Annotated in this window: 15 protein-coding genes and 1 pseudogene; 6 read left to right on the top strand and 10 right to left on the bottom strand. The window is 71.8% G+C overall.

The window, feature by feature from the left end; genetic code table 11:
- Nucleotides 1-50 precede the first annotated feature (50 nt).
- From murD to rsmH, 7 genes are all read right to left on the bottom strand, one after another.
- Nucleotides 51-1,499: a UDP-N-acetylmuramoyl-L-alanine--D-glutamate ligase gene (gene murD / locus AB0D18_RS09760; protein ID WP_362414817.1), complete on the bottom strand. Its 1,449-nt coding sequence runs from the start codon at nucleotides 1,497-1,499 to the stop codon at nucleotides 51-53.
- On the bottom strand, nucleotides 1,481-2,551 hold the full coding sequence (gene mraY, locus AB0D18_RS09755; RefSeq protein WP_362414815.1) for a phospho-N-acetylmuramoyl-pentapeptide-transferase: 1,071 nt from the start codon (nucleotides 2,549-2,551) through the stop codon (nucleotides 1,481-1,483). The genes murD and mraY overlap by 19 nt, the downstream gene beginning before the upstream one ends.
- A complete protein-coding gene (gene murF, locus AB0D18_RS09750; protein ID WP_362414813.1) occupies nucleotides 2,548-3,954 on the bottom strand; it encodes a UDP-N-acetylmuramoyl-tripeptide--D-alanyl-D-alanine ligase in 1,407 nt (468 codons plus the stop codon). Before murF ends, mraY begins: the two co-directional genes overlap by 4 nt.
- 4 nt (nucleotides 3,955-3,958) lie before the next feature.
- Nucleotides 3,959-5,533, bottom strand: a complete 1,575-nt coding sequence (locus AB0D18_RS09745) for a UDP-N-acetylmuramoyl-L-alanyl-D-glutamate--2,6-diaminopimelate ligase (protein WP_362414811.1) — start codon at nucleotides 5,531-5,533, stop codon at nucleotides 3,959-3,961.
- Nucleotides 5,534-5,687: 154 nt separating this feature from the next.
- Nucleotides 5,688-7,637 (bottom strand): penicillin-binding protein 2, encoded by a 1,950-nt coding sequence (locus AB0D18_RS09740; RefSeq protein ID WP_362414809.1) that lies wholly within the window; start codon nucleotides 7,635-7,637, stop codon nucleotides 5,688-5,690.
- A 4-nt stretch (nucleotides 7,638-7,641) separates the two neighbouring features.
- A complete protein-coding gene (locus AB0D18_RS09735; RefSeq protein WP_362414807.1) occupies nucleotides 7,642-8,247 on the bottom strand; it encodes a hypothetical protein in 606 nt (201 codons plus the stop codon).
- The gene (gene rsmH / locus AB0D18_RS09730) at nucleotides 8,244-9,203 is read right to left on the bottom strand and encodes a 16S rRNA (cytosine(1402)-N(4))-methyltransferase RsmH (protein ID WP_362414805.1); all 960 of its coding nucleotides are present in this window, start codon (nucleotides 9,201-9,203) and stop codon (nucleotides 8,244-8,246) included. Before rsmH ends, AB0D18_RS09735 begins: the two co-directional genes overlap by 4 nt.
- Before the next feature lie 400 nt (nucleotides 9,204-9,603).
- On the opposite strand from rsmH, the gene AB0D18_RS09725 reads away from it, so the two are divergent.
- From AB0D18_RS09725 to AB0D18_RS09710, 4 genes are all read left to right on the top strand, one after another.
- Nucleotides 9,604-10,137, top strand: a complete 534-nt coding sequence (locus AB0D18_RS09725) for a carbonic anhydrase (protein WP_362414803.1) — start codon at nucleotides 9,604-9,606, stop codon at nucleotides 10,135-10,137.
- A gap of 240 nt (nucleotides 10,138-10,377) precedes the next feature.
- Nucleotides 10,378-11,391, top strand: a complete 1,014-nt coding sequence (locus AB0D18_RS09720; protein WP_362414801.1) for a MoxR family ATPase — start codon at nucleotides 10,378-10,380, stop codon at nucleotides 11,389-11,391.
- Nucleotides 11,391-12,794, top strand: a complete 1,404-nt coding sequence (locus AB0D18_RS09715) for a DUF58 domain-containing protein (protein WP_362414799.1) — start codon at nucleotides 11,391-11,393, stop codon at nucleotides 12,792-12,794. Before AB0D18_RS09720 ends, AB0D18_RS09715 begins: the two co-directional genes overlap by 1 nt.
- A gap of 106 nt (nucleotides 12,795-12,900) precedes the next feature.
- Entirely contained in the window at nucleotides 12,901-15,330 is a 2,430-nt protein-coding gene (locus AB0D18_RS09710) for a DUF3488 and transglutaminase-like domain-containing protein (RefSeq protein ID WP_362414797.1), read from the top strand.
- 110 nt (nucleotides 15,331-15,440) lie between these two features.
- Here the strand turns inward: AB0D18_RS09710 and AB0D18_RS09705 are convergent, their stop codons facing one another.
- The 3 genes and pseudogenes from AB0D18_RS09705 to AB0D18_RS09695 form a co-directional block, all read right to left on the bottom strand.
- A complete protein-coding gene (locus AB0D18_RS09705) occupies nucleotides 15,441-15,839 on the bottom strand; it encodes a DUF3040 domain-containing protein (RefSeq protein ID WP_362414795.1) in 399 nt (132 codons plus the stop codon).
- A 520-nt stretch (nucleotides 15,840-16,359) separates the two neighbouring features.
- Complete coding sequence (locus AB0D18_RS09700) at nucleotides 16,360-17,118, bottom strand: methyltransferase (RefSeq protein WP_362414793.1); 759 nt, start codon at nucleotides 17,116-17,118, stop codon at nucleotides 16,360-16,362.
- Nucleotides 17,119-17,442: 324 nt separating this feature from the next.
- Nucleotides 17,443-17,898: pseudogene (locus tag AB0D18_RS09695) on the bottom strand (SAV_6107 family HEPN domain-containing protein); the annotation flags it as partial.
- A gap of 153 nt (nucleotides 17,899-18,051) precedes the next feature.
- On the opposite strand from AB0D18_RS09695, the gene AB0D18_RS09690 reads away from it, so the two are divergent.
- Nucleotides 18,052-18,924, top strand: coding sequence for an ATP-binding cassette domain-containing protein (locus AB0D18_RS09690; protein ID WP_362414791.1), 873 nt, complete (start codon nucleotides 18,052-18,054; stop codon nucleotides 18,922-18,924).
- Nucleotides 18,896-21,013 carry a YhgE/Pip domain-containing protein gene (locus tag AB0D18_RS09685; RefSeq protein WP_362414789.1) on the top strand — a complete coding sequence of 706 codons (2,118 nt, stop codon included), beginning with the start codon at nucleotides 18,896-18,898 and terminating at the stop codon, nucleotides 21,011-21,013. Before AB0D18_RS09690 ends, AB0D18_RS09685 begins: the two co-directional genes overlap by 29 nt.
- Nucleotides 21,014-21,042: the final 29 nt, after the last annotated feature.

Genomic DNA, 21,042 nt, shown 5'->3' with positions numbered 1-21,042 from the left:
CCAACAACAGTTGCGCCGATGAGCCGGGGCCGGATCATCGGCCGGGGTGTCTACCGCCCGTTGTCCGCCTGGGCCTCGGCCAGTTCGCGTACGGCGTCGGCGAAGGCCTCGCCGCGCCTGTTGTAGTTGGCGAACATGTCCATCGAGGCACAGGCCGGGGCCAACAGCACCGTGTCCCCCGGCTCGGCGAGTGCGGCCGCCGCACGGACCGCCGCCTCCAGTGCCCCAGTGTCGGTCCGGTCGAGGTCGACCACCGGCACCTCGGGTGCGTGTCGCGCGAGGGCTTCGCGGATGAGAGCACGGTCGGCGCCGATCAGGACGGCGCCGCGCAGTCGCTTTGCCGACTTCTCGACGAGTTCGTCGAAGGTGGCGCCCTTGGCGAGGCCGCCGGCGATCCAGACGATGGACTCGTACGCGGCCAGCGACGCCTCGGCTGCGTGCGTGTTGGTGGCCTTGGAGTCGTCGACGTACGCGACGCCTGCCACGTCCGCGACGTGCTCGATGCGGTGCGCGTCCGGGCGGAAGGCGCGCAGGCCCTCTCGTACGGCTGCGGGCTTCACGCCGTACGCACGGGCCAGCGCGGCGGCCGCGAGGGCGTTGGCGAGGTTGTGCGGGGCGGCGGGGCGCACGTCGGAGACCTCGGCGAGCTCCTGGGCGTTCTTCTGCCGGTTCGCCACGAAGGCGCGGTCGACGAGGATGCCGTCGACGATGCCCAGCTGGGAGGGGCCCGGGGAGCCGAGGGTGAAGCCGATCGCGCGGCAGCCCTCCGTCACGTCGGCCTCGACGACCAGGTGCTCGGTGGCGGGGTCGGCGACGTTGTAGACGCAGGCGACCTCGTTGCCCTCATAGATGCGGCCCTTGTCGAGGGCGTAGGCGTCCATGGAGCCGTGCCAGTCGAGGTGGTCCGGCGCCAGGTTGAGCACGGCGGCGGAGTGGGCGCGCAGGGACGGGGCCCAGTGCAGCTGGTAGCTGGAGAGCTCGACGGCGAGGACGTCGTACGCGTCGTCCTGCAGGACCACGTCGATGATCGGGGTGCCGATGTTGCCGACGGCCGCGGTGCGCAGGCCGGCCGCGGTCAGGATCGACGCGAGCATCTGGGTGGTGGTGGTCTTGCCGTTGGTGCCGGTGATGGCGAGCCAGGGGGCGGCGCCGGGGCCGCGCAGCCGCCAGGCGATCTCGACGTCGCCGACGACGTCGACCCCCGCCTTCGCCGCCGCCTCGAAGAGGGGGCTGGAGGGCTTCCAGCCGGGCGAGGTGACGATGAGTCCGGTGCCCTCGGGGAGGGTGTCCGCGTCCGCCAGACGTACGGCGATGCCTTCGCCTTCGAGCTCCGCCGCGCGGGCCCGGTGCGCGGCGCTGTCGCCGCCGTCGACGACGGTGACGCGGGCGCCGAGGCCGGCCAGGGCGCGGGCGGCGCTGATGCCGCTCACGCCGAGGCCGGCGACGGTGATGCTCTGGCCGTTCCAGGATTCCCGGGTGGTCACTTGCCGGCTGCCCATCCTGCGTAGAAGAGACCGAGACCGACGATCACGCACATGCCCTGGATGATCCAGAAGCGGACCACGACAAGGACTTCCGACCACCCCTTGAGTTCGAAGTGGTGCTGGAGCGGTGCCATCCGGAAGACCCGCTTGCGGGTCATCTTGAACGAGCCGACCTGGATGACCACCGACATGGTGATGAGGACGAAGAGTCCGCCGAGGATGGCCATCAGCAGCTGCGTGCGGGAGCAGATCGCCAGACCTGCGAGCGCGCCGCCCAGTGCCAGCGAGCCGGTGTCGCCCATGAAGATCTTGGCGGGCGAGGTGTTCCACCACAGGAAGCCGAAGCAGGAGCCCATCAGGGCGGAGGCCACGACCGCGAGGTCGAGCGGGTCCCGTACCTCGAAGCAGGCGTTGGGGTTGGTGAGGCTCGTCGCGTTGGCGCAGGACTCCTGGAACTGCCACAGGCCGATGAAGGTGTACGCGCCGAAGACCATCACGGAGGCGCCGGTGGCGAGTCCGTCGAGGCCGTCGGTGAGGTTCACGCCGTTCGACATCGCGAGGATCATGAACAGCGCCCACACCACGAACAGCACGGGCGTGATCGACCAGCCGAAGTCCGTGACGAAGGAGAGCCGGTCGGACGCCGGGGTCTGGCCGCGGCTGTCGGCGAAGTTGAGCGAGAGCACCGCGAAGGCGATGCCGACGATCAGCTGGCCGAGCATCTTCGCCTTGGCGCGCAGGCCGAGCGAGCGCTGCTTGACGATCTTGATGTAGTCGTCGAGGAAGCCGACCAGGCCCATGCCCGCCATCAGGAACAGCACCAGCAGGCCCGACAGCGTCGGCTGACTGGAGGTCAGCACCTTCGTCAGGGCGTACGCGATGAGCGTGGCCAGGATGAAGGCGATGCCGCCCATGGTGGGCGTACCGCGCTTGCCGTGGTGGCCGCGGGGTCCGTCGTCGCGGATGAACTGGCCGTAGCCCTTGCGGGCCAGCAGCTTGATCAGCAGCGGTGTGCCGATGAGCGTCAGGAAGAGGCCGATGGCCCCTGCGAAGAGGATCTGGCTCATGCGCCTGCGACCTCACCCTCGGTGGCGGGATCGAGCAGTGCCTGGGCGACCGCTTCGAGGCCGACCGACCTGGATGCCTTCACCAGCACGACGTCTCCCGGGCGCAGTTCCTTGCGCAACAGGTCGATCGCCGCCTGCGTGTCGGACACGTGCACCGACTCCTCACCCCACGAACCCTCGTTATAGGCGCCCAGTTGCAGCCAGGACGCCTCTCGGCCCCCGACCGCCACCAGCTTGCTGACGTTGAGCCGGACGGCGAGCCGTCCGACCGCGTCGTGCTCGACGAGTGAGGTGTCCCCCAGCTCGGCCATGTGACCGAGCACCGCCCACGTACGACGTCCCTTGCCCATGGACACGAGCGCGCGCAGGGCGGCTCGCATGGATTCGGGGTTCGCGTTGTAGGCGTCGTTGACAACCGTCACGCCGTCAGGCCGCTCGGTGACCTCCATGCGCCAGCGGGAGAGGGTCCCCGCCTCGGAGAGCGCCACGGCGATCTCGTCGACGGACAGGCCCAGCTCATGGGCGACGGCGGCCGCGGCGAGCGCGTTCGACACGTGGTGCTCACCGTACAGCCGCATGGTCACGTCACTGCACCCGGAGGGTGTGTGGAGCGTGAAGGCCGGGCGGCCGTCCTCGGTGAGCCGGACGTTTTCGCCGCGTACGTCTGCGGATGCGGACTCGCCGAAGAAGAGGACGCGCGCCGTGGTGCGGGACGCCATCTCCCGTACGAGACCGTCGTCGGCGTTGAGTACGGCGACGCCGTCCGCCGGCAGCGACTCCACCATTTCGCCCTTGGCCAGGGCGATGTTCTCGCGGCTGCCGAACTCACCGACGTGCGCGGTCCCGACGTTGAGCACGAGTCCGATGCGCGGCGGGACGAGCTCCGTCAGATGGCGGATGTGGCCGATGCCCCGGGCGCCCATCTCCAGGACCAGGTGCCGGGTGTCCTCGACGGTCCGCAGGGCGGTGAGCGGGAGGCCGATCTCGTTGTTGAGGCTGCCTTCCGTGTACACCGTGGGCGCCTTGCGCTCCAGGAGCTGGGCGATCAGGTCCTTGGTGCTGGTCTTGCCCGCGGAGCCGGTGAGGGCCACCACGTCGGCGCCCAGGCGCCCGACGACGCTGCGGGCGAGTGCACCGAGCGCCTCGGTCACGTCGGGGACGACGATCGCCGGCACGCCGACGGGTCGGGTGGCCAGCACGGCCACCGCTCCCGCGTCGATGGCGCGCCGCGCGTAGTCGTGGCCGTCGACGCGTTCACCGGCGTACGCGGCGAAGAGGCTGCCGGGGCGGACCTGGCGGGAGTCGATGACGACCGGGCCCGTGACGGTGACTTCACTGTCCGGTATGTCGTGCGGCTGTCCGCTGACGAGGTCGGCGATCTCGGCGAGGGAGAGGGCGATCACTGCTTCATCCCATCTCGTGCCGGCGGCGCTCGATGGCGTCGCGCAGCACCTTGCGGTCGTCGAAGGGGCGGACCACTCCGGCGATGTCCTGGCCCTGTTCGTGGCCCTTGCCCGCCACGAGGACGGTGTCGCCGCTCTTCGCACGGGCGACGGCCTCGGCGATCGCGGCGGCCCGGTCCTCGAACACGGCGACGTCGCCACGCTCGTGGGCGGGCACCTCGGCGGCGCCCGCGAGCATGGCCGCGAGGATCGCGAGGGGGTCCTCGGAACGGGGGTTGTCGGAGGTCAGTACGGCGGTGTCGGCGAGCCGTGCGGCCGCCGCGCCCATGGGGCCGCGCTTCTGCTGGTCGCGGTCGCCGCCGCAGCCGAGCACGATGTGCACCTCGCCCTCGGTGACCTTGCGCAGGGCGCGCAGCACCGATTCGACGGCGTCCGTCTTGTGGGCGTAGTCGACGACGGCGAGGAAGTCCTGGCCCGCGTCGACGCGCTCCAGGCGGCCCGGGACGCCGGGGACCGCGGCGATGCCGTCGGCGGCGGTCTGCGGGTCGTACCCGGCGGCGGCCAGGGTGACGATCGCGGCGAGGGTGTTGGCGACGTTGAACGGGCCCGGCAGCGGGGCGGTCGCACGGACGTGCTCGCCCTGCGGGCCCAGAGCCGTGAACGTGCTGGTCTGCGGCCCGACCTCGACCTTCTCGGCGCGCCAGTCGGCGTCCGGGTGGCCCTCGGCGGAGAACGTGATCACCGGCACGGTCGCCTCGGTGACCAGGCGGCGGCCGTACTCGTCGTCGAAGTTGAGGACGCCGAGCCGGGACCGCTCCGGGGTGAAGAGCTGCGCCTTCGCCCGGAAGTAGTCCTCCATGTCGGAGTGGAACTCCATGTGCTCGGGGCTCAGGTTGTTGAAGACGGCCACGTCGAAGACGCAGGCGTCGACCCGGCCGAGCACCAGGGCGTGGCTGGAGACCTCCATGGCGACCGACTTGACGCCCCGTTCGCGCATCACCGCGAACAGGGCCTGCAGGTCGGTGGCCTCGGGGGTGGTCCGCTCGGACTTGATGCGCTCGTCGCCGATCCGCATCTCGACCGTACCGATGAGCCCGGGGAGGTCTCCGGCCTGCTTGAGGCCGCCCTCCACGAGGTACGCGGTGGTGGTCTTGCCCGAGGTTCCGGTGATGCCGATCTGGAGCAGGTCGCGGCCGGGGTTTCCGTAGATGTCGGCGGCGAGCTGGCCCATGCGGGCGCGCGGGTTCTCGACGGCGAGGACGGGCAGTCCTGTCGCGGCGGCGCGTTCGGCGCCCGTCGGGTCGGTGAGGACCGCGGCGGCACCGAGTTCGGCGGCCTGCGAGGCGAAGTCGGCGCCGTGGAAGCGTGCGCCGGGCAGGGCCGCGTAGATGTCGCCGGGGCGGACCGCGCGGGAGTCGTGGGTGATTCCGGTGGTCTCTCCAGGTCCTGGGGACTCGATGCCCAGCCGTTCGGCCAGCTCCCCGAGGGTCGTCGGGCGGACCCGGTCCGGCCTGGGCGCTCCGGGGTAGTTCACCGGGGCGTCCTTCTGGGTGGTTTGGGACTGATCAGCGTGTGGCACGGCGGTGAGCGTACCCGGCGGACCGGGCTCCGGGCGAAAGCAGGGGGCCTGTGCAACCCGTTTTCGGAGGTCGTTGGTGAGGGTTGTCACTGAGGGTTTCCGCTTCGGTACAGAGGATTGGCGGTTCGGCGCCCCGGATTCCGGTCGGGCCCGGTCAGGACCCCGGTGTGAAGGAGACCGGGAGGTGGGCGGGTGTGCCGCCGGTCGGGGCGACCTGGCGGGTCTTCAGGGCGAACTCCATGACCTGCTTGTAGATCGGGCCGCAGATCTGGCCGCCGAAGTAGCTGCCCTTCGTGGGGTTCTGGATGGCGCAGTAGACGGTGACCCGCGGCTTGTCGGCGGGCGCGAACCCGGCGAAGGACGCGGTGTAGCCCTTGTAGCGGCCGGTCAGCGGATCCACCCGGTTGGAGGTGCCGGTCTTGCCGCCGACCCGGTAGCCGGGGATGCGGGCCTTGGTGCCGGTGCCCTCCTCGTCGTCGACGACGGACTCCAGCATCTGGGCGAGGGTCTTGGCCGTCCGGTCGCTGACCACGCGGGTCTTCTTCGGGGCGGGGGCGGGCGAGAAACGTCCGTCCGGGCCCTTCGTACCGCGTACGAGGGTGGGCTCGATCCGCACTCCCCCGTTGGCGATCGTGGAGTACACGGACGCCGCCTGCATCGCGTTGAGGGAGAGGCCCTGGCCGAAGGGGATCGTGTACTGCTGCGAGGTGCTCCACTTGTCCGGCGGGGCCAGGATGCCGGACGTCTCGCCGGGGAAGCCGAGACCGCTGCGCCGGCCGATGCCGAACTTCGTCAGGTACGAGTGGAGGACCTGGTTCGCCTCGGGCTGGGTGTTGCCGAGCTCTCCGGTGGCCAGGATGGTGCCGATGTTGGAGGACTTGGCGAGGACCCCGTTGAGGGTGAGGTTCCAGGTCGGGTGGTCGATGTCGTCCTTGAAGAGGCGGTCGCCCCTCTTGAGGCGGTTGGGGACGACGACGTGGGTGGCGGGGGTGGCCGCCTTCTCCTCCAGCACGGCCGCCATGGACATGATCTTGCTGGTGGAGCCGGGTTCGTACGCGTCCTGGAGGGCGGCGTTGCCCATCGCGGCGGCGTTCGCCTGCGAGAGGTCGTTGGGGTCAAAGCCTGGCGCGTTGGCCATGGCCAGCACCTCGCCGGTCACCGTGTCCTGCACTATGACGTACCCGCGGTCGGCCTTGGACTTCTTGACCTGTTCCTCGATGGCGCTCTGCGCGGCCCACTGGATGTCGCGGTCGATGGTGAGCTCGATGTCGGAGCCGGGCACGGCGGGGGTCTCGTTGGCGCCGGCGGTGGGCACCCGGCGGCCGTTCGCCTGGGCGAAGGTGACCTCGCCGTCCTTGCCCGCGAGTTCCTTGTCGAGCTGGACCTCCAGGCCGCCTGCGCCGCGGCCCGCGGCGTTGACGAAGCCCAGTATTCCGGCGGCCAGGTCGCCGTTGGGGTACACGCGGGTGCTGCTGGCCTCCTGGAGGATGCCGCCGAGGAGGTTGACGGCGGAGTCGGGCTTGCGCTTGTTCGCGACGGCGGCCCGGTCCCCGTACACGCTCTTGAGGTCCTTGATCTGCTTCCAGACCTGCGGGGTCTGACGGCGGGCCAGAACGACGTACCGCGTCTTGGGCGTGGCGAGCTTCTTCGCCAGCTCGGCGGGGGGCCTGCCGAGGATCGGGGCGAGGATCGCGGCGACCTGCTGCGGCGCGTCCGGGATCTTGGCCTGCTCCGGGGCGTACATCCAGGGGTCGGCGGTGATGTCGTGCGCGTCGACGCTGGCGGCCAGTGCGATGCCGCTGCGGTCGGTGATCTCGCCGCGCTCGGCGGTCAGCGTGTGCCGGGCCTGCCGCTGCCGTTCGGCCTTGTCGGTGTACGTGGCCGCGTCGACGGCCTGCACCTGGAAGAGCCGTACGACGAAGGCCAGCATCACCAGCGTCAGCCCGAGGCTGACGAACCGCAGCCGGGGCTTGGGGCTGCCGAGCCGAAGCGTCTTGCCCCTCGGCTTCGCCTTCCCGGCGGCGGGGCGGGCTGCGGGCCTGCGGGCGGCCGGGCGGCCGGGGGCGGGGACCCGCCGGCGCGGTGGTTCCTTCGTCGGGGGCACTGCGTCACCTGCCGGGGGTCGTCGGGGGATGCTGCGCGGGCGGCGGCGTGGTGGACGCGGCCGGTGGGGCCGATGAGGTCCGCGGCGCCGGCGGGGCGTGGGATGCGGGCGGGGCCGCCGGGGTGGTCGCGCCCGCAGGGGTGGTCGCGCCCGCAGGTGGCGGCGGAGCGGGTGCTTTCTGCGGCCGTACGGGCTCGGGGGCGGGCTCCGGCGGCGGGGCCTGGCTGGGCGTGCCGCGGACCTTGCCGTCGGGGCCGAGGAAGGCGGGCGAGCCGCCGGGGACCATGCCGAGCTCCCTGGCCCGGCGCTCCAGGGCGCCGGGGGCGGAGCGGTCGTCGACGTCTCGCTGGAGCGCCTGCTCCTCGTCGGTGAGCTCGGTGGTCTGCTTCTTGAGGTCGTTCAGCCGGAACGAGCCCTCGTTGAGCGCCGAGTTCAAAATGAGCAGGCAGATCAGCCCGCCGCCGAGCAGCACCACGACCAGCAGCACGAAGGGAGTGCGCGCCGCCTGGTGGGGGCCCGCCGGCAGCAGCTCGGAGAGCTTCGCCGCCCTCCCTCTCAGCTGCCCGCCCCTCGACTGCCTGCCCCTCAACTGCCTGGCCGGTCTGCTCACTCGGCTTCTTCCTCCCGGATGCGCTGGGCGCCACGCAGCCGGGCGGGGGCCGCCCTGCGGTTCTCGGCGACCTCTTCCTCGGTGGGCAGTTCGGCGCCGCGGGTGAGGAGCTTGAGGCGCGGCTGGTAGCGCTCGGGGACGACCGGCAGCCCGGCCGGCGCGGTGTTGGCGGCGCCCGCCGCGAAGACCTGCTTCACGATGCGGTCTTCGAGCGACTGGTACGACATGACGACGACCCGGCCGCCGACCGAGATCGCCTTCACGGCGGCCGGAATGGCGGCCTCCACGCTGTCGAGTTCGCCGTTGACCTCGATGCGCAGCGCCTGGAAGGTGCGCTTGGCGGGGTTGCCGCCGGTGCGCTTGGCGGCCTGCGGCAGCGAGTCGCGGATCAGCTCGACGAGCCGGGCGCTGTTGGTGAAGGGGTTCTTGTCGCGCTCGCGCACGACGGCGGAGACGATCCGCTTGGCCTGCTTCTCCTCACCGTACTGGCGCAGGATGCGGACCAGCTCGCCGGGCGCGTACGTATTGAGGACCTCGGCGGCGCTGACGCCGGCCGACTGGTCCATCCGCATGTCCAGCGGGGCGTCCTGCGCGTACGCGAAGCCGCGGTCGGCCTCGTCGAGCTGCATCGAGGAGACGCCCAGGTCGAACAGGACGCCCTGCACGCGCGCGATGCCCAGCTTCTCCAGGACCTCGGGCAGCTCGTCGTACACCGCGTGCACGAGGGTGGCACGGTCACCGAAGGGGGCGAGGCGCTCGCCGGAGAGCCGCAGCGCCTCCTTGTCCCGGTCGAGCCCGATCAGGCGGACTGAAGGGAACTGGGTGAGGAGGGCTTCACTGTGGCCGCCGAGTCCGAGGGTGCAGTCGACGACGACCGCTCCTGGCTCGGAAATGGCCGGGGCCAACATGTCCAGGCACCGCTGGAGCATCACCGGGACGTGTCGGGACTGGCTCATGCGCCCTCTCAGACAGGGGCGCGCGGCTGAGGTTTCCGTATACGTACGGCCTGGTCCCCACCCGCTCGGGAAGGGGAGCCGGCCGCAGGGGCCGACCGACGAGCGGGCGGAGGCCGGACCGTACGCAGTGGTAAAAGAGCTGCACTGCCGCGCGCGCTGGGGAACTACTGGATTTCGTACAACGCGTCACTTTAGTCCACCGGTCCTCGCGGTCAATCAACGGGCGGCACACCGCGCGCCGTGCCCGCGACAGACCCTCCGGCCGGTCTTTCACTCGTACGAGGGAAGCGATCCACCCCTTGAGAAGACCCTGTGGGTTAGCTCACAACGGGACGGGTTGACGTTCTTTTTCCCCCACCCCGGCAGGCCCGGCGCTTCCATGACCATTAACGTCATAGTCATGTCGACTTCCGCATCGTTCACCGAAGGCCCTGACGACCCGACGGTCATCGACCGTCTCGTCTCGGCCAATCAGCGGTACGCCGCCGGCTTCGAGGACCCGGGTATGGACGCGCGCCCCGTGCTGCACGTCGCCGTGGTCGCCTGCATGGACGCCCGCCTCGACCTCCACGACGCGCTGGGCCTGGAGCTCGGCGACTGCCACACCATCCGCAACGCGGGCGGCGTGGTCACGGACGACGTGATCCGGTCGCTCACCATCAGCCAGCGGGCGCTCGGCACCCGGAGCGTCATACTCATCCACCACACCAACTGCGGTCTGGAGAGCCTCACCGAGGACTTCCGGCACGAGCTGGAGGACGAGGTGGGCCAGCGTCCTTCCTGGGCCGTCGAGGCCTTCCGGGACGTGGACCAGGACGTACGGCAGTCGATGCAGCGGGTACGGACCTCGCCGTTCCTGCTGCACACCGACGACGTACGCGGGTTCGTCTTCGACGTCACGCAGGGCCTGCTGCGGGAGATCGACCCGGCCTGAGGTCCGGACGGGGATCCGGTCCGGGATACGGGCCGGGACCCGGTCCGAGTGCGTACAAAAAAGCCCTAACTCCGGCATTTCGCATGCACTTGTCCACAGGCGAGTGACACGAAGCGGTAACGGCAACAAGAATGCGTGGAGGACATGGCGGCCGGGAACCCTCCGGCCGCGCTGTCCGTGTTTCGGGGTGGGCCGCTCGCGTCGTCGTGACGCCGGCCCGAAAGGGCCGAGGAGGGCCGGGTGACGACCTATGACGATCGAGCGAGCCTCACAGATCTGACCACCACAGCGGAGCGGATCCGCAGGTCGGTGGAGGCTGTGATCGAGGGCAAGCCTGAGGTCGTACGGCTTTCGCTGACCGTGCTGCTCGCCGAGGGGCACCTCCTCATAGAGGACGTGCCGGGCGTGGGCAAGACGATGCTGGCGAAGGCCCTGGCGAGATCCATCGACTGTTCGGTGCGCCGGATCCAGTTCACGCCCGACCTGCTGCCGTCCGACATCACCGGGGTGTCGATCTTCGACCAGCAGCGGCGCGACTTCGAGTTCAAGCCGGGCGCGATCTTCGCGCAGATCGTGATCGGCGACGAGATCAACCGTGCGTCGCCCAAGACCCAGTCCGCGCTCCTGGAGTCCATGGAGGAGCGGCAGGTCACCATCGACGGCCAGACCTACGAGCTGCCCAACCCGTTCATGGTGGTGGCCACCCAGAACCCGGTCGAGATGGAGGGCACCTACCCCCTCCCCGAGGCCCAGCGCGACCGCTTCATGGCCCGCGTCTCCATCGGTTACCCCTCCCCCGAGGCGGAACTGCAGATGCTGGACGTGCACGGCGGGCTCTCCCCGCTGGCCGACCTCCAGCCGGTGGCGCACGCGCACGACATCGTGAAGCTGATCGACGCCGTCCGTACGGTGCACGTCGCGGACGCGGTACGGCGCTACGCGGTCGAGCTGGTCGGCGCCACCCGCACCCACCCCGACCTGCGCCTGGGCGCCTCGCCGCGCGCCACCCTGCACCTGCTGCGGGCCGCGAAGGCCTCCGCCGCGCTCAGCGGCCGGGAGTACGCGCTGCCCGACGACGTACAGGCACTGGCGGTGGCGGTCCTCGCGCACCGGCTGCTGCCGACGGCGCAGGCCCAGCTGAACCGGCGCACCTCCGAGCAGGTCGTGCTGGACATCCTCCAGCGCATCCCCGTGCCCACCAGCGGTGCCGCGCCCGCACCGCCGTACGGCACGCCCGGCGTCCGGCCGCTGTGATGTCGGGGGCGGGCCCCGAGGCCGGGCCCGGGGAGAAGGACGCCGGGGAGAAGAACGGCCTCCGGGCGGCGCTGTCCGGGCTGACCACGCGCGGCCGGTCCTTCCTGGCCGCCGGTCTCGCCGCGGCGGTCTGCGCGTACGTCCTGGGGCAGGGCGACCTGCTGCGGGTGGGGCTGCTGCTGGCCGTGCTGCCGCTGATGTGCGTGGTGGTGCTGTACCGCACGCGCTACCGGGTCGCGGGCAGCCGCCGGCTGACCCCGGCACGGGTGCCCGCCGGTTCCGAGGCCCGGGTGCACCTGCGGATGGAGAACGTCTCGCGGCTGCCCACCGGGCTCCTGATGCTCCAGGACCGGGTGCCGTACGTGCTGGGGCCGCGCCCCCGCTTCGTACTGGACAAGGTGGAGGCGGGCGGGCGGCGCGAGGTGTCCTACCGGGTCCGCTCCGACCTGCGCGGACGGTATCCGCTGGGTCCGCTGCAGCTGCGGCTGACGGACCCGTTCGGGATGTGCGAGCTGAGCCGCTCGTTCAGCGCGTACGACACACTGACGGTGATCCCCCGGGTGGAGGCGCTGCCTCCGGTACGGCTGACGGGCGAGGCCAACGGGTACGGCGACGGGCGGCTGCGGTCGCTCGCGCTGGCCGGCGAGGACGACATCATTCCGCGCGGCTACCGGCACGGCGACGACCTGCGCCGGGTGCACTGGCGCTCCACCGCGCGCTACGGCGAGCTGATGGTGCGCCGCGAGGAGCAGCCGCAGCGGGCCCGCTGCACGGTGCTGCTCGACACCCGGCGGGCCGCCTACCTGGGGGCAGGGCCCGGCTCGGCGTTCGAGTGGGCGGTGTCGGGGGCGGCGTCCTCGCTGGTGCACATGCTCGAACGGGGCTTTTCGGTACGGCTGTTGACGGACGACGGGACCTCGGTGCCGGGTGACGGCGGGGGCGGATTCGCCGGTTCCACACAGGAGTCGGCGGACTCGGCCGGGCTGATGCTGGACACCCTCGCGGTCGTCGGGCACTCCGAGGGCGGCGGTCTGTCCCCCTCGTACGACGTCCTGAGGGGCGGCAACGAAGGGCTGCTGATCGCCTTCTTCGGTGACCTCGACGACGAGCAGGCGGCGGTGGCGGCGCAGATGCGGCAGCGCAGCGGCGGGGCGGTCGCGTTCGTCACGGACAGCGCGCTGTGGGCCGAGGGGGCGGATCCCTCGGGTGCCCTGCGGGAGAAGGCCGAGGACCGGCTGCGGCTGCTGCGCGACGCGGGCTGGACGGCGGTCTCCGTACCGCCGGGGGCGCCGCTGCCCGACCTGTGGCGGCAGGCGGAGGCGCAGCGCACGGGCGGCGTCGACTTGAAGAGCATGAAGACGGGAACATCGGGGATGTCGGGGATCTCGGGGGGCTGGTCATGAGCGGGACCTGGCTCGTGCGCGAGGACGGGTTCAGCGGGGGCCTGTTCAGCGCGGACGGGTTCAGCGCGGACGTGTTCAGCGCGGACGTGTTCAGCGGGGGCCGGTCGTGAGCGGGCGCGGGCGGATGACGCTCTGTGCGCTGGCCGCCACCCTGATGGCGTCCGCGGCGCTGATTCCGCTGGTGACGGACGCGGGCTGGTTCGTCACGGCGGCGGTCCTGCTCGCCGTGCAGGCGGGCGTCGGTGCGCTGGCGCGGCGGGTGCCGCTGGCCAGGGCGCTGACGGTGACGGTCCAGCTGGTCGTCTCGATGCTGCTGGTGACCCTGCTGTTCGCGGGGACGAAGGCGGTGGCCGGGGTGCTCCCGGGCCCTGACGCGGTCGAGGAGTTCGGGCGGCTGCTGAGCACGGGGTCCGCCGACATCAACCGGTACGCCATTCCGGCACCGGCGTCCGAGGGCATCCGGCTGATGCTGATCGGCGGGGTGCTGCTGATCGGGCTCACGGTGGACACCCTCGCCGTGACGTTCCGCAGCGCGGCCCCCGCCGGGCTGCCGCTGCTCGCCCTGTACTCGGTGGCCGCGGGTCTTTCGGGCGGCGGCGCGAGCTGGCTGTACTTCCTGCTGGCCGCGTCCGGCTATCTGCTGCTGCTCCTGGCCGAGGGCCGGGACCGCCTCGCGCAGTGGGGCCGGGTGTTCGGCGGGGCCGCCCAGGGGGCGCCGCGGCAGAGCGCCGCGGGGCTGGACCGGGGCAGCGGTGTGCCGCTCGCCCCGATCCGTACCGGACGGCGCATCGGCGTCCTCACCCTGGGCGTCGCCGTACTGGTCCCGGCCCTGCTGCCCGCCCTGAACGGCGGCCTGCTGGGCGGGAGCGGACCGGGGCGCGGCGGAAGCGGGGGCGGCGGCACCATCTCCGCGGTGAACCCCGTGGTCTCCCTCCAGGAGAGCCTCAACCAGCCGGTCGACCGCGAGGTGCTGCGCTACAGGACGACGGCGCAGCAGACGCAGGACATGTATCTGCGGCTCCTCGCCCTGGACGAGTTCGACGGCACCGCGTGGAAGTCCTCCGAGCGCAAGCTCAAGGACGTGGCCAACCCGCTGCCCCGCCCCGCGGGCCTGCGCCCCGACGTCCCCACCACCGAGATCGCCACCAACATCTCGGCCGCCGGGTCGTACTCCCAGATCTGGCTGCCGATGCCCTTCCCCGCGTCGCAGGTCGACATCGACGGGCGCTGGCGGTACGAGCCGGAGGGCCGCACCCTGATCGGCGACGGGGGCCAGACCACCAGCGGCGTCAAGTACACCGTCCGCAGCCTGGCCGTGCAGCCGACGAAGGAGGACCTGGCGAAGGCCCCGCCCACCCCTCCCGGGCTGCGCAAGGAGTACACCAAGGTGCCGGGGGACCTGCCGCCGGTGGTGAAGCAGACGGCGCTCCAGGTGACGAAGGGCGCGGGCAACGACTACGAGCGGGCGGTCCTGCTCCAGAAATGGTTCGCCTCCGAGGGCGGCTTCACATACGACACCCAGGTGCAGTCGGGTACCGGCTCGAAGGCCATCGTCAACTTCCTGAAGCAGAAGGAGGGCTTCTGCGTCCACTTCTCCTTCTCGATGACGGCGATGGCGCGGACGCTGGACATCCCGGCGCGGGTCGCGGTGGGCTTCACGCCGGGCACGGCGAGGTCGGACCAGACGATGTCGGTCGGGCTGCGGGACGCGCACGCCTGGCCCGAGCTGTATTTCGAGGGCATCGGCTGGACCCGGTTCGAACCGACCCCGACCCGGGGCAACGCGCCCTCGTACACCCGGCAGGAGACCCCGACGGACGGCCCGAGCAGCCCGGCGCAGCCGACCACCGGCGCGACGAGCGCGCCGACCGCGGCGCCGAAGCCGTCGGACAGCTGCCCTGCCGCCGAGCGGAGGCAGGGAAACTGCGGTCAGAACGCGCAGGCGGGCCCGGCGCGCCCGACCGACAGGGGTACGCCTACCGGCACGGTGGTGGGGATCGCGCTGGGCGTACTGGCGCTCGTACTCCTGCCGTCGCTTCCGCTGCTGTGGCGCACCCGGGTACGGGCCCGGCGGCTGGGTTCGGGCGGGCGCACGCCGTCGGACGCGGCGGTCCGGACCCTGGCGGCCTGGCGGGAGATCACCGACTCGGCGTGGGACCTGGGCATCGCGCCGGACGACTCGCAGACGCCGCGCAAGACGGCGGCGCGCATCGTCCGGCTGGGTTCGCTGGCGGGTCCGCCGGCGGAGGCGGTGCACCGGGCGGCCGGTGCGGTGGAGCAGGTGCTCTACGCTCCGGTGCCGCAGACGAGCAGCGGCCTGGTGGACGATGTGCACCGGGTACGGGCCGGGCTGTGGGACGCCGTGAACCGGCGGAGGCGACTGCGGGCGCTGCTGCTGCCGCGCTCGGCCGTGCGGGTGGCGTGGGCGCTGTCGGGGCGCTGGTCGGCACTGACGGGCCGCCTGTCGGCGCGACGGCCGCGGCTGGACGGGTGGACCGCGACGGTGCGGCGCCGGGTGGTCCGTCAGCGCGGGTGAGACGTCGGGAGTGAGGTGGGGACATGTGTGAGGGGGCGGCCACCGTCTGGTGGCCGCCCCCTCACGGGTACTGCTCAGGTGTGGTGCGCACGCTTACTGCTCGTTCTGCGTCAACTGCCCTGCTGCTCGTCGCGGCGGCGCTGCCAGCGCTGCTCTATGCGGTTCATCACCGAGCGGCGCTGCCTGGGCTGGCGGCGACCTGCGTCCGCCATGCCGGGAACGGGTTGTTCGCCTGGTTTGGGAGCCTTGCGCCATCCGGTGACCGCGAGGACGGCACAGCCGAGCATGACAAGGAAGCCGACCACGCTCACCCAGATTTGCTGGGCGACCATTCCGGCCATGAGGAGCGCGATACCCACAAGAAAGCCTGCGACCGCCTGGTAGACCCGTCGCCGGGTGTACGTACGCAGCCCGCTTCCCTCAAGCGCTGTCGCGAATTTGGGATCTTCGGCGTACAGCGCTCGCTCCATTTGCTCGAGCATTCGCTGCTCGTGCTCCGAGAGCGGCACGGAGTCCTCCTACTCGTCGGTCGCGGGGGGCGACCGGATGCGGCCCTTTCAGAATAGGCAGGGAATCGCCCCCGTGAAACCCGCCCTCTACGCCAATTCGCCAATCCGGGCCGCCGTGCCGGCTTGGCTGTTGAAGCGTGCATTCCCCAACGGCCGACCCGTCATGCCGACGGTGTCCTTCGATCATACGGGGCCCGGCGGCTGATCGGGGGGCCTGTGGCGGACTCCGTACTTCACTCGTACCCGGACTCGTCCCTGATCAGCCCCCGTGGAGGGACCGTTCGGGGCGTTGGCGGGCATTGCTCCGGACGGGCCCGGTAGCTGCTCCGGACCGGCTGGTGACGCGCTGGGGACCGGCTGGTGACGCCCTCCGGACGCTCCCGAGACGCACTCGGGGCTCAATCCGGACTCGCTCCGGGCTCACTCCGCGCTCGCTCCCGACGCGTTCTGGACGTGCTCACTCCCGACGCGTTCTGGACGTGCTCGGGGCCTGTCGCCGGGTGCGCTGCGGGGCTCCGGCTCAGGCCCGCTTTCCGCCCAGTACGTGCAGCTGGGTGGCCACCGCGTGGAACGCGGGGAGCTCGGCGGCGGCCGCCTCCAGCTTCAGCAGGGCCTCCATGGCGCCCGGCTCGGTGTCGACCAGGACGCCGGGGACCAGGTCGGCGAAGACCCGGACGCCGTGCACGGCACCGACCTCGACGCCCGCGCGGTCGGCCAGCTCCGAGAGCTGCTCGGCGGTGAAGCGGCGGGGCACCGGGTCGCCCTCGCCCCAGCGGCCCGCCGGGTCGGTGAGGGCCTGGCGGGCCTCGTTGAAGTGGCCGGCCAGGGCGCGGGCCAGGACGGCGCCGCCGCTTCCGGCGGCGAGCAGGCTGAGCGTGCCGGCCGGGCGCAGGGCCGCGACCACGTTGCCCAGGCCCTCGGCCGGGTCGTCGACGTACTCCAGGACGCCATGGGCCAGGACGGCGTCGAAGCCGTCGCGCTCGACCACGTCGAACAGGCCGAGCGCATCGCCCTGGACTCCGCGGACGCGGTCGGCGACCCCGGCCTCGGCGGCCCGGCGCTCCAGCGCGAACAGGGCGTTGGGGCTGGGGTCGACCACGGTGACGCGGTGGCCGAGCTTGGCGACGGGCACCGCGAAGTTGCCGGTGCCGCCACCGGTGTCGAGGACGTCCAGGCTCTCGCGGCCGGTTTCCTTGACGCGGCGGTCGAGGGCGTCCTTGAGGACCTCCCAGACCACGGCGGTACGGAGGGAGGCGCGGGGGCGCATCGATTCCGACACGGCATTGACTCCTCGGTGAACGGTGCGGGGCGAACAGTGCGGGGCGAACGGTGCGATCAACCCCGCTGACAAGGCCCCGCCCAGCCTAATGGCCCCCGGGCCCCGCCCAGGTCACCCCGCCTGCGCGGGGCCCGGCCGGGTGCCGGGGTCCGGTGTGTGCCGGGTGGGATCCGGTGCGCCTGGGGCGGGGTCCGGGGCACTCCGGGCAGGGTCCGATGCGCCTCGGGCGGGATCCGGTGCGTGCCGGGCGGGGTCCGGTGCGTCCCGGGTCTGCCCGGGGCCCGGCTCCTGGCCGTGCCCGGTCCCCTCCTGTCCGTCCCTGGTCCTGGGGAGCAGCGGCTGGAGTACGAGCATCCGCTCGACGATCCGGAGGAACATCGCGGCGTCGCGCACCAGGTCGTCGGCGTCCCTGGCGCTCGCCGCGCCTCGTATGCCCGCTTCCGCGCGGGCCCTGCGCTCGGCGCCGGAGGCGAACAGGGCGCTCCACTCCGCCAGTTCGGGTGCGGTCTCGGGCAGCACCTCCCAGGCGCTGCGGATGCGCTGCCTGCGGCGCGGGGTGGGCTCGGGGCGGCCACGGGCGGCGAGGACCGCGGCGGCGGTGCGCAGCGCGGCCAGGTGCGCCGTGGCGTACCGCTCGTGGGCGGCTTCGGTGACCACGGCTTCCTCCAGCCCCTGGCGGGCCTGGGCGAGCAGGTCGAGGGCGGCCGGCGGCGCCGTGGAGCGGCGCTGCACCGGGTGGACGTCGGCGTGAACATCGGCGTGGACACCAGCGCGAGCCATGACGAGCCTCCTGTCGTCGGGTAACGGCGCTGTGGCCGTATGTGCCCACTGTGAGGGACGCCACTGACAATCCGGCCTGACCTGGGCTTTTGCCCGAAGGCCCGGAGGGCATACTTTTAGACTGACCGGTCAGTTCAAAAATGGGGAGGGTGCGTGGACAGCCCGCACACCGGGACAGCAGTGACCGCAGTGAACTTTGGTCTGAAGGGCCCGCGCGGCTGGGCGTTCCGAGGCGTGGACTGCACCGCGCCCGCCGGTTCTTTCGTCGCGATCGTGGGTCCTTCCGGGTCCGGCCGCACCTGTCTGCTGCTCGCGCTCACCGGCCGCATGCGTGCCACCGAGGGCCACGCCGAAGTGGGTGGCCTGCGGCTGCCGAAGCAGCTGGCGGGCGTACGCCGCATCAGCGCGCTGGGCCCCGTGACAGGCGTGAGCGAGCTCGACTCCGCCTTCACCGTCGCCGAGCACCTGCGCGAACGGGCCCTGCTGCAGCGCCGGTTCGACGGATCGCTGCGGTCGCTGCTGCAGCGGCCCTCGGCGCGGCGGGCGGCGGCCCGAGCCAGGATCGACGCCGCGCTGGCCGCGGTGGGGCTCGACCTCGCCTCGCTGCCCAAGGGCGAGCGCACGTCCGTACGGGACCTGGAGCGGCTGGAGGCACTGCGGCTGTCCGTCGGACTGGCGCTGATGGCCTCGCCGCAGCTTCTGGCGCTGGACGACGCGGACCTGAAGCTGTCCGACGCGGAGCGCGCGCAGGCGTGGGACCTGCTGCGGTCGGTGGCTGAGGCGGGGACGACGGTGCTGGCCGTGTGCAGCGAGCCGCCGGCGGACGCGCTGCGGATCAGCACCGCGGCCGACGCCTCAAGAGGCGACGGCGCCACCGGCGCAGACACAAGCGCGGACGCAGACGCAGGCACAGGCGCGGACGCAGGCACAGGCGCTGCCGCAGACACAGACACAGCGAAGAACACGACGCAGGACTCGACCGAGGAGGGGGCGGCCGATGCGCTCGCCGAAACTGGCCGCTCTTGAGCTGAAGCGGTTCGGCAGGGGGAAGCTGCCGAGGGCCGCGCTGGTGGCGCTCCTGCTGCTGCCGCTGCTGTACGGAGCCCTGTACCTGTGGTCCTTCTGGGACCCGTACGGGTCGCTCGACAAGATCCCCGTGGCGCTCGTCAACGACGACAAGGGTGCGACCGCTGCGGGCAAGAAGATCGCCGCCGGTGACGAGATCACCAAGAAGCTGCTCGACAGCAAGGTCTTCGACTGGCAGGAAGTGAGCGCGAAGGATGCCAAGGACGGCGTCGAGAGCGGCAGTTACTACCTGTCGCTGACCATGCCTTCCGACTTCAGCGAGCGGATCGCCTCCAGCTCGGGCGACTCCCCGGAGACGGGCGCACTCCAGGTGCGTACGAACGACGCCAACAACTACATCGTCGGGCAGATCTCCCGGTCGGTGTTCTCCGAGGTCCGCAGGGCTGCTTCCACCAACACCTCCCGCAGCTTCCTCGACAAGATCTTCATCTCGTTCTCGGACATCCACGACGCGACCGAGAAGGCCGCCAAGGGCGCCACCGACCTCGACAAGGGTGTCGGCAAGGCGAAGAAGGGGTCCAAGGACCTCGCCAACGGGCTGACGAGCGCCAAGAAGGGCAGCGGGGACCTGTCGGGCGGCATCACGAAGCTCGACAAGGGCGCGGGCGACGTCGCGAACGGCGCCAAGCAGGTCGCCGACGGCACCAAGCAGCTCTCCGCGAAGGTCAACGGGATCGCCGGTCAGGTCCGCCCGTACCTGAAGGACGACGGCCAGTCGATCGCGCACGCGGCGCAGCTCGTCGCGGACTCCTCGAAGATCACCCGCAACCACCTGGACACCCTGGTCAAGCGGGCTCCCGGCGCCGCGAAGGAGTCACGCAAGGTCGCCACCGAGCTGGCCGCCGTGCACAAGGAGTTCTGCGAGGGCGCCGCCCCTGAGGGGACCGAGGGCGATCCCCGGGACGCCGCCCGCACGAAGGCCTGCCCGATCCTCAAGAAGGGCGTCACGGCGGCCGAGGAGGCCGCCACGGTGGCCGAGGACGTCCACGCCATGGTCAAGGACAGCAACAGCGACCTGGCTCTGCTCGACACCCGGCTCAAGGACGTCCAGAGCAAGTCCGAGGACCTCGTCCGCAAGGCCCCGCACCTGGACGACGACCTCAAGGGCGCCGTCGCGAAGGTGAACGCGCTGAACTCGGGCGCCCAGCAGGTCTCCCAGGGCGCGAACAAGGTGCACATGGGCCTCTCCTCGGCCCGTACCGGCGCCACCGACCTCGACAAGGGCGTCGGCAAGCTGAAGACCGGGGCGAACAACCTGGACGGCGGCCTCTTCAAGCTCGCCGACGGCAGCGGGAAGCTCGCCGGCGGGCTGCACGACGGCGTGGCCAAGATCCCCGACTACGACAAGGACGCCCGGGACAAGCGCACCGAGGTGATGGCCGACCCGGTCAAGCTCGCCTCGCAGTCGATGCACAAGGCGCCCAACTACGGCACCGGTTTCGCCCCGTACTTCATCCCGCTGTCCCTGTGGGTCGGCGCGATGGTGGCGTACATGCTGATCCAGCCGCTCAACCGGCGTGCGCTGGCCGCGGGTGCCTCCGCCTGGCGGATCGCCTTCGCGGGCTGGCTGCCGGTCGCCGCGCTCGGCGTGCTCCAGATCGCCGCCCTGATGTCCGTACTGCACTGGGGGCTCGGCCTGGAGATGGCCCGCACCGCCGGGACACTGGGCTTCCTGGCCCTGGTGACGTGCTGCTTCGCGGCGATCATCCAGTGGCTGAACGCCCGCTTCGGTGCGGCGGGACGCATCCTGGTGCTCGCCGTGCTGATGCTTCAGCTGACGTCGGCGGGCGGCACGTACCCCGTCCAGACGTCTCCGGGCTTCTTCAACGCGATCCATCCCTTCCTGCCCATGACGTACGTCGTCGAGGGGCTGCGCAGGCTGATCTCCGGTGGCGGTCTGGAACCGGTCTGGACGGGCAGCCTGGTGCTGGCCGCCTTCACCGCGGGGGCGCTCGCCCTCACCGCCCTGTCCGCCCGGCGCAAGCAGGTCTGGACGCTGGACCGGCTGCACCCGGAGCTGAGCCTGTGAGCACCCCGCCGGTACGCCCCGAGAGCGCC

It is taken from the genome of Streptomyces sp. NPDC048442, from assembly GCF_040651475.1.
Taxonomy (GTDB): Bacteria; Actinomycetota; Actinomycetes; order Streptomycetales; family Streptomycetaceae; genus Streptomyces.
This window is presented reverse-complemented; position numbering and strand designations above follow the sequence as displayed.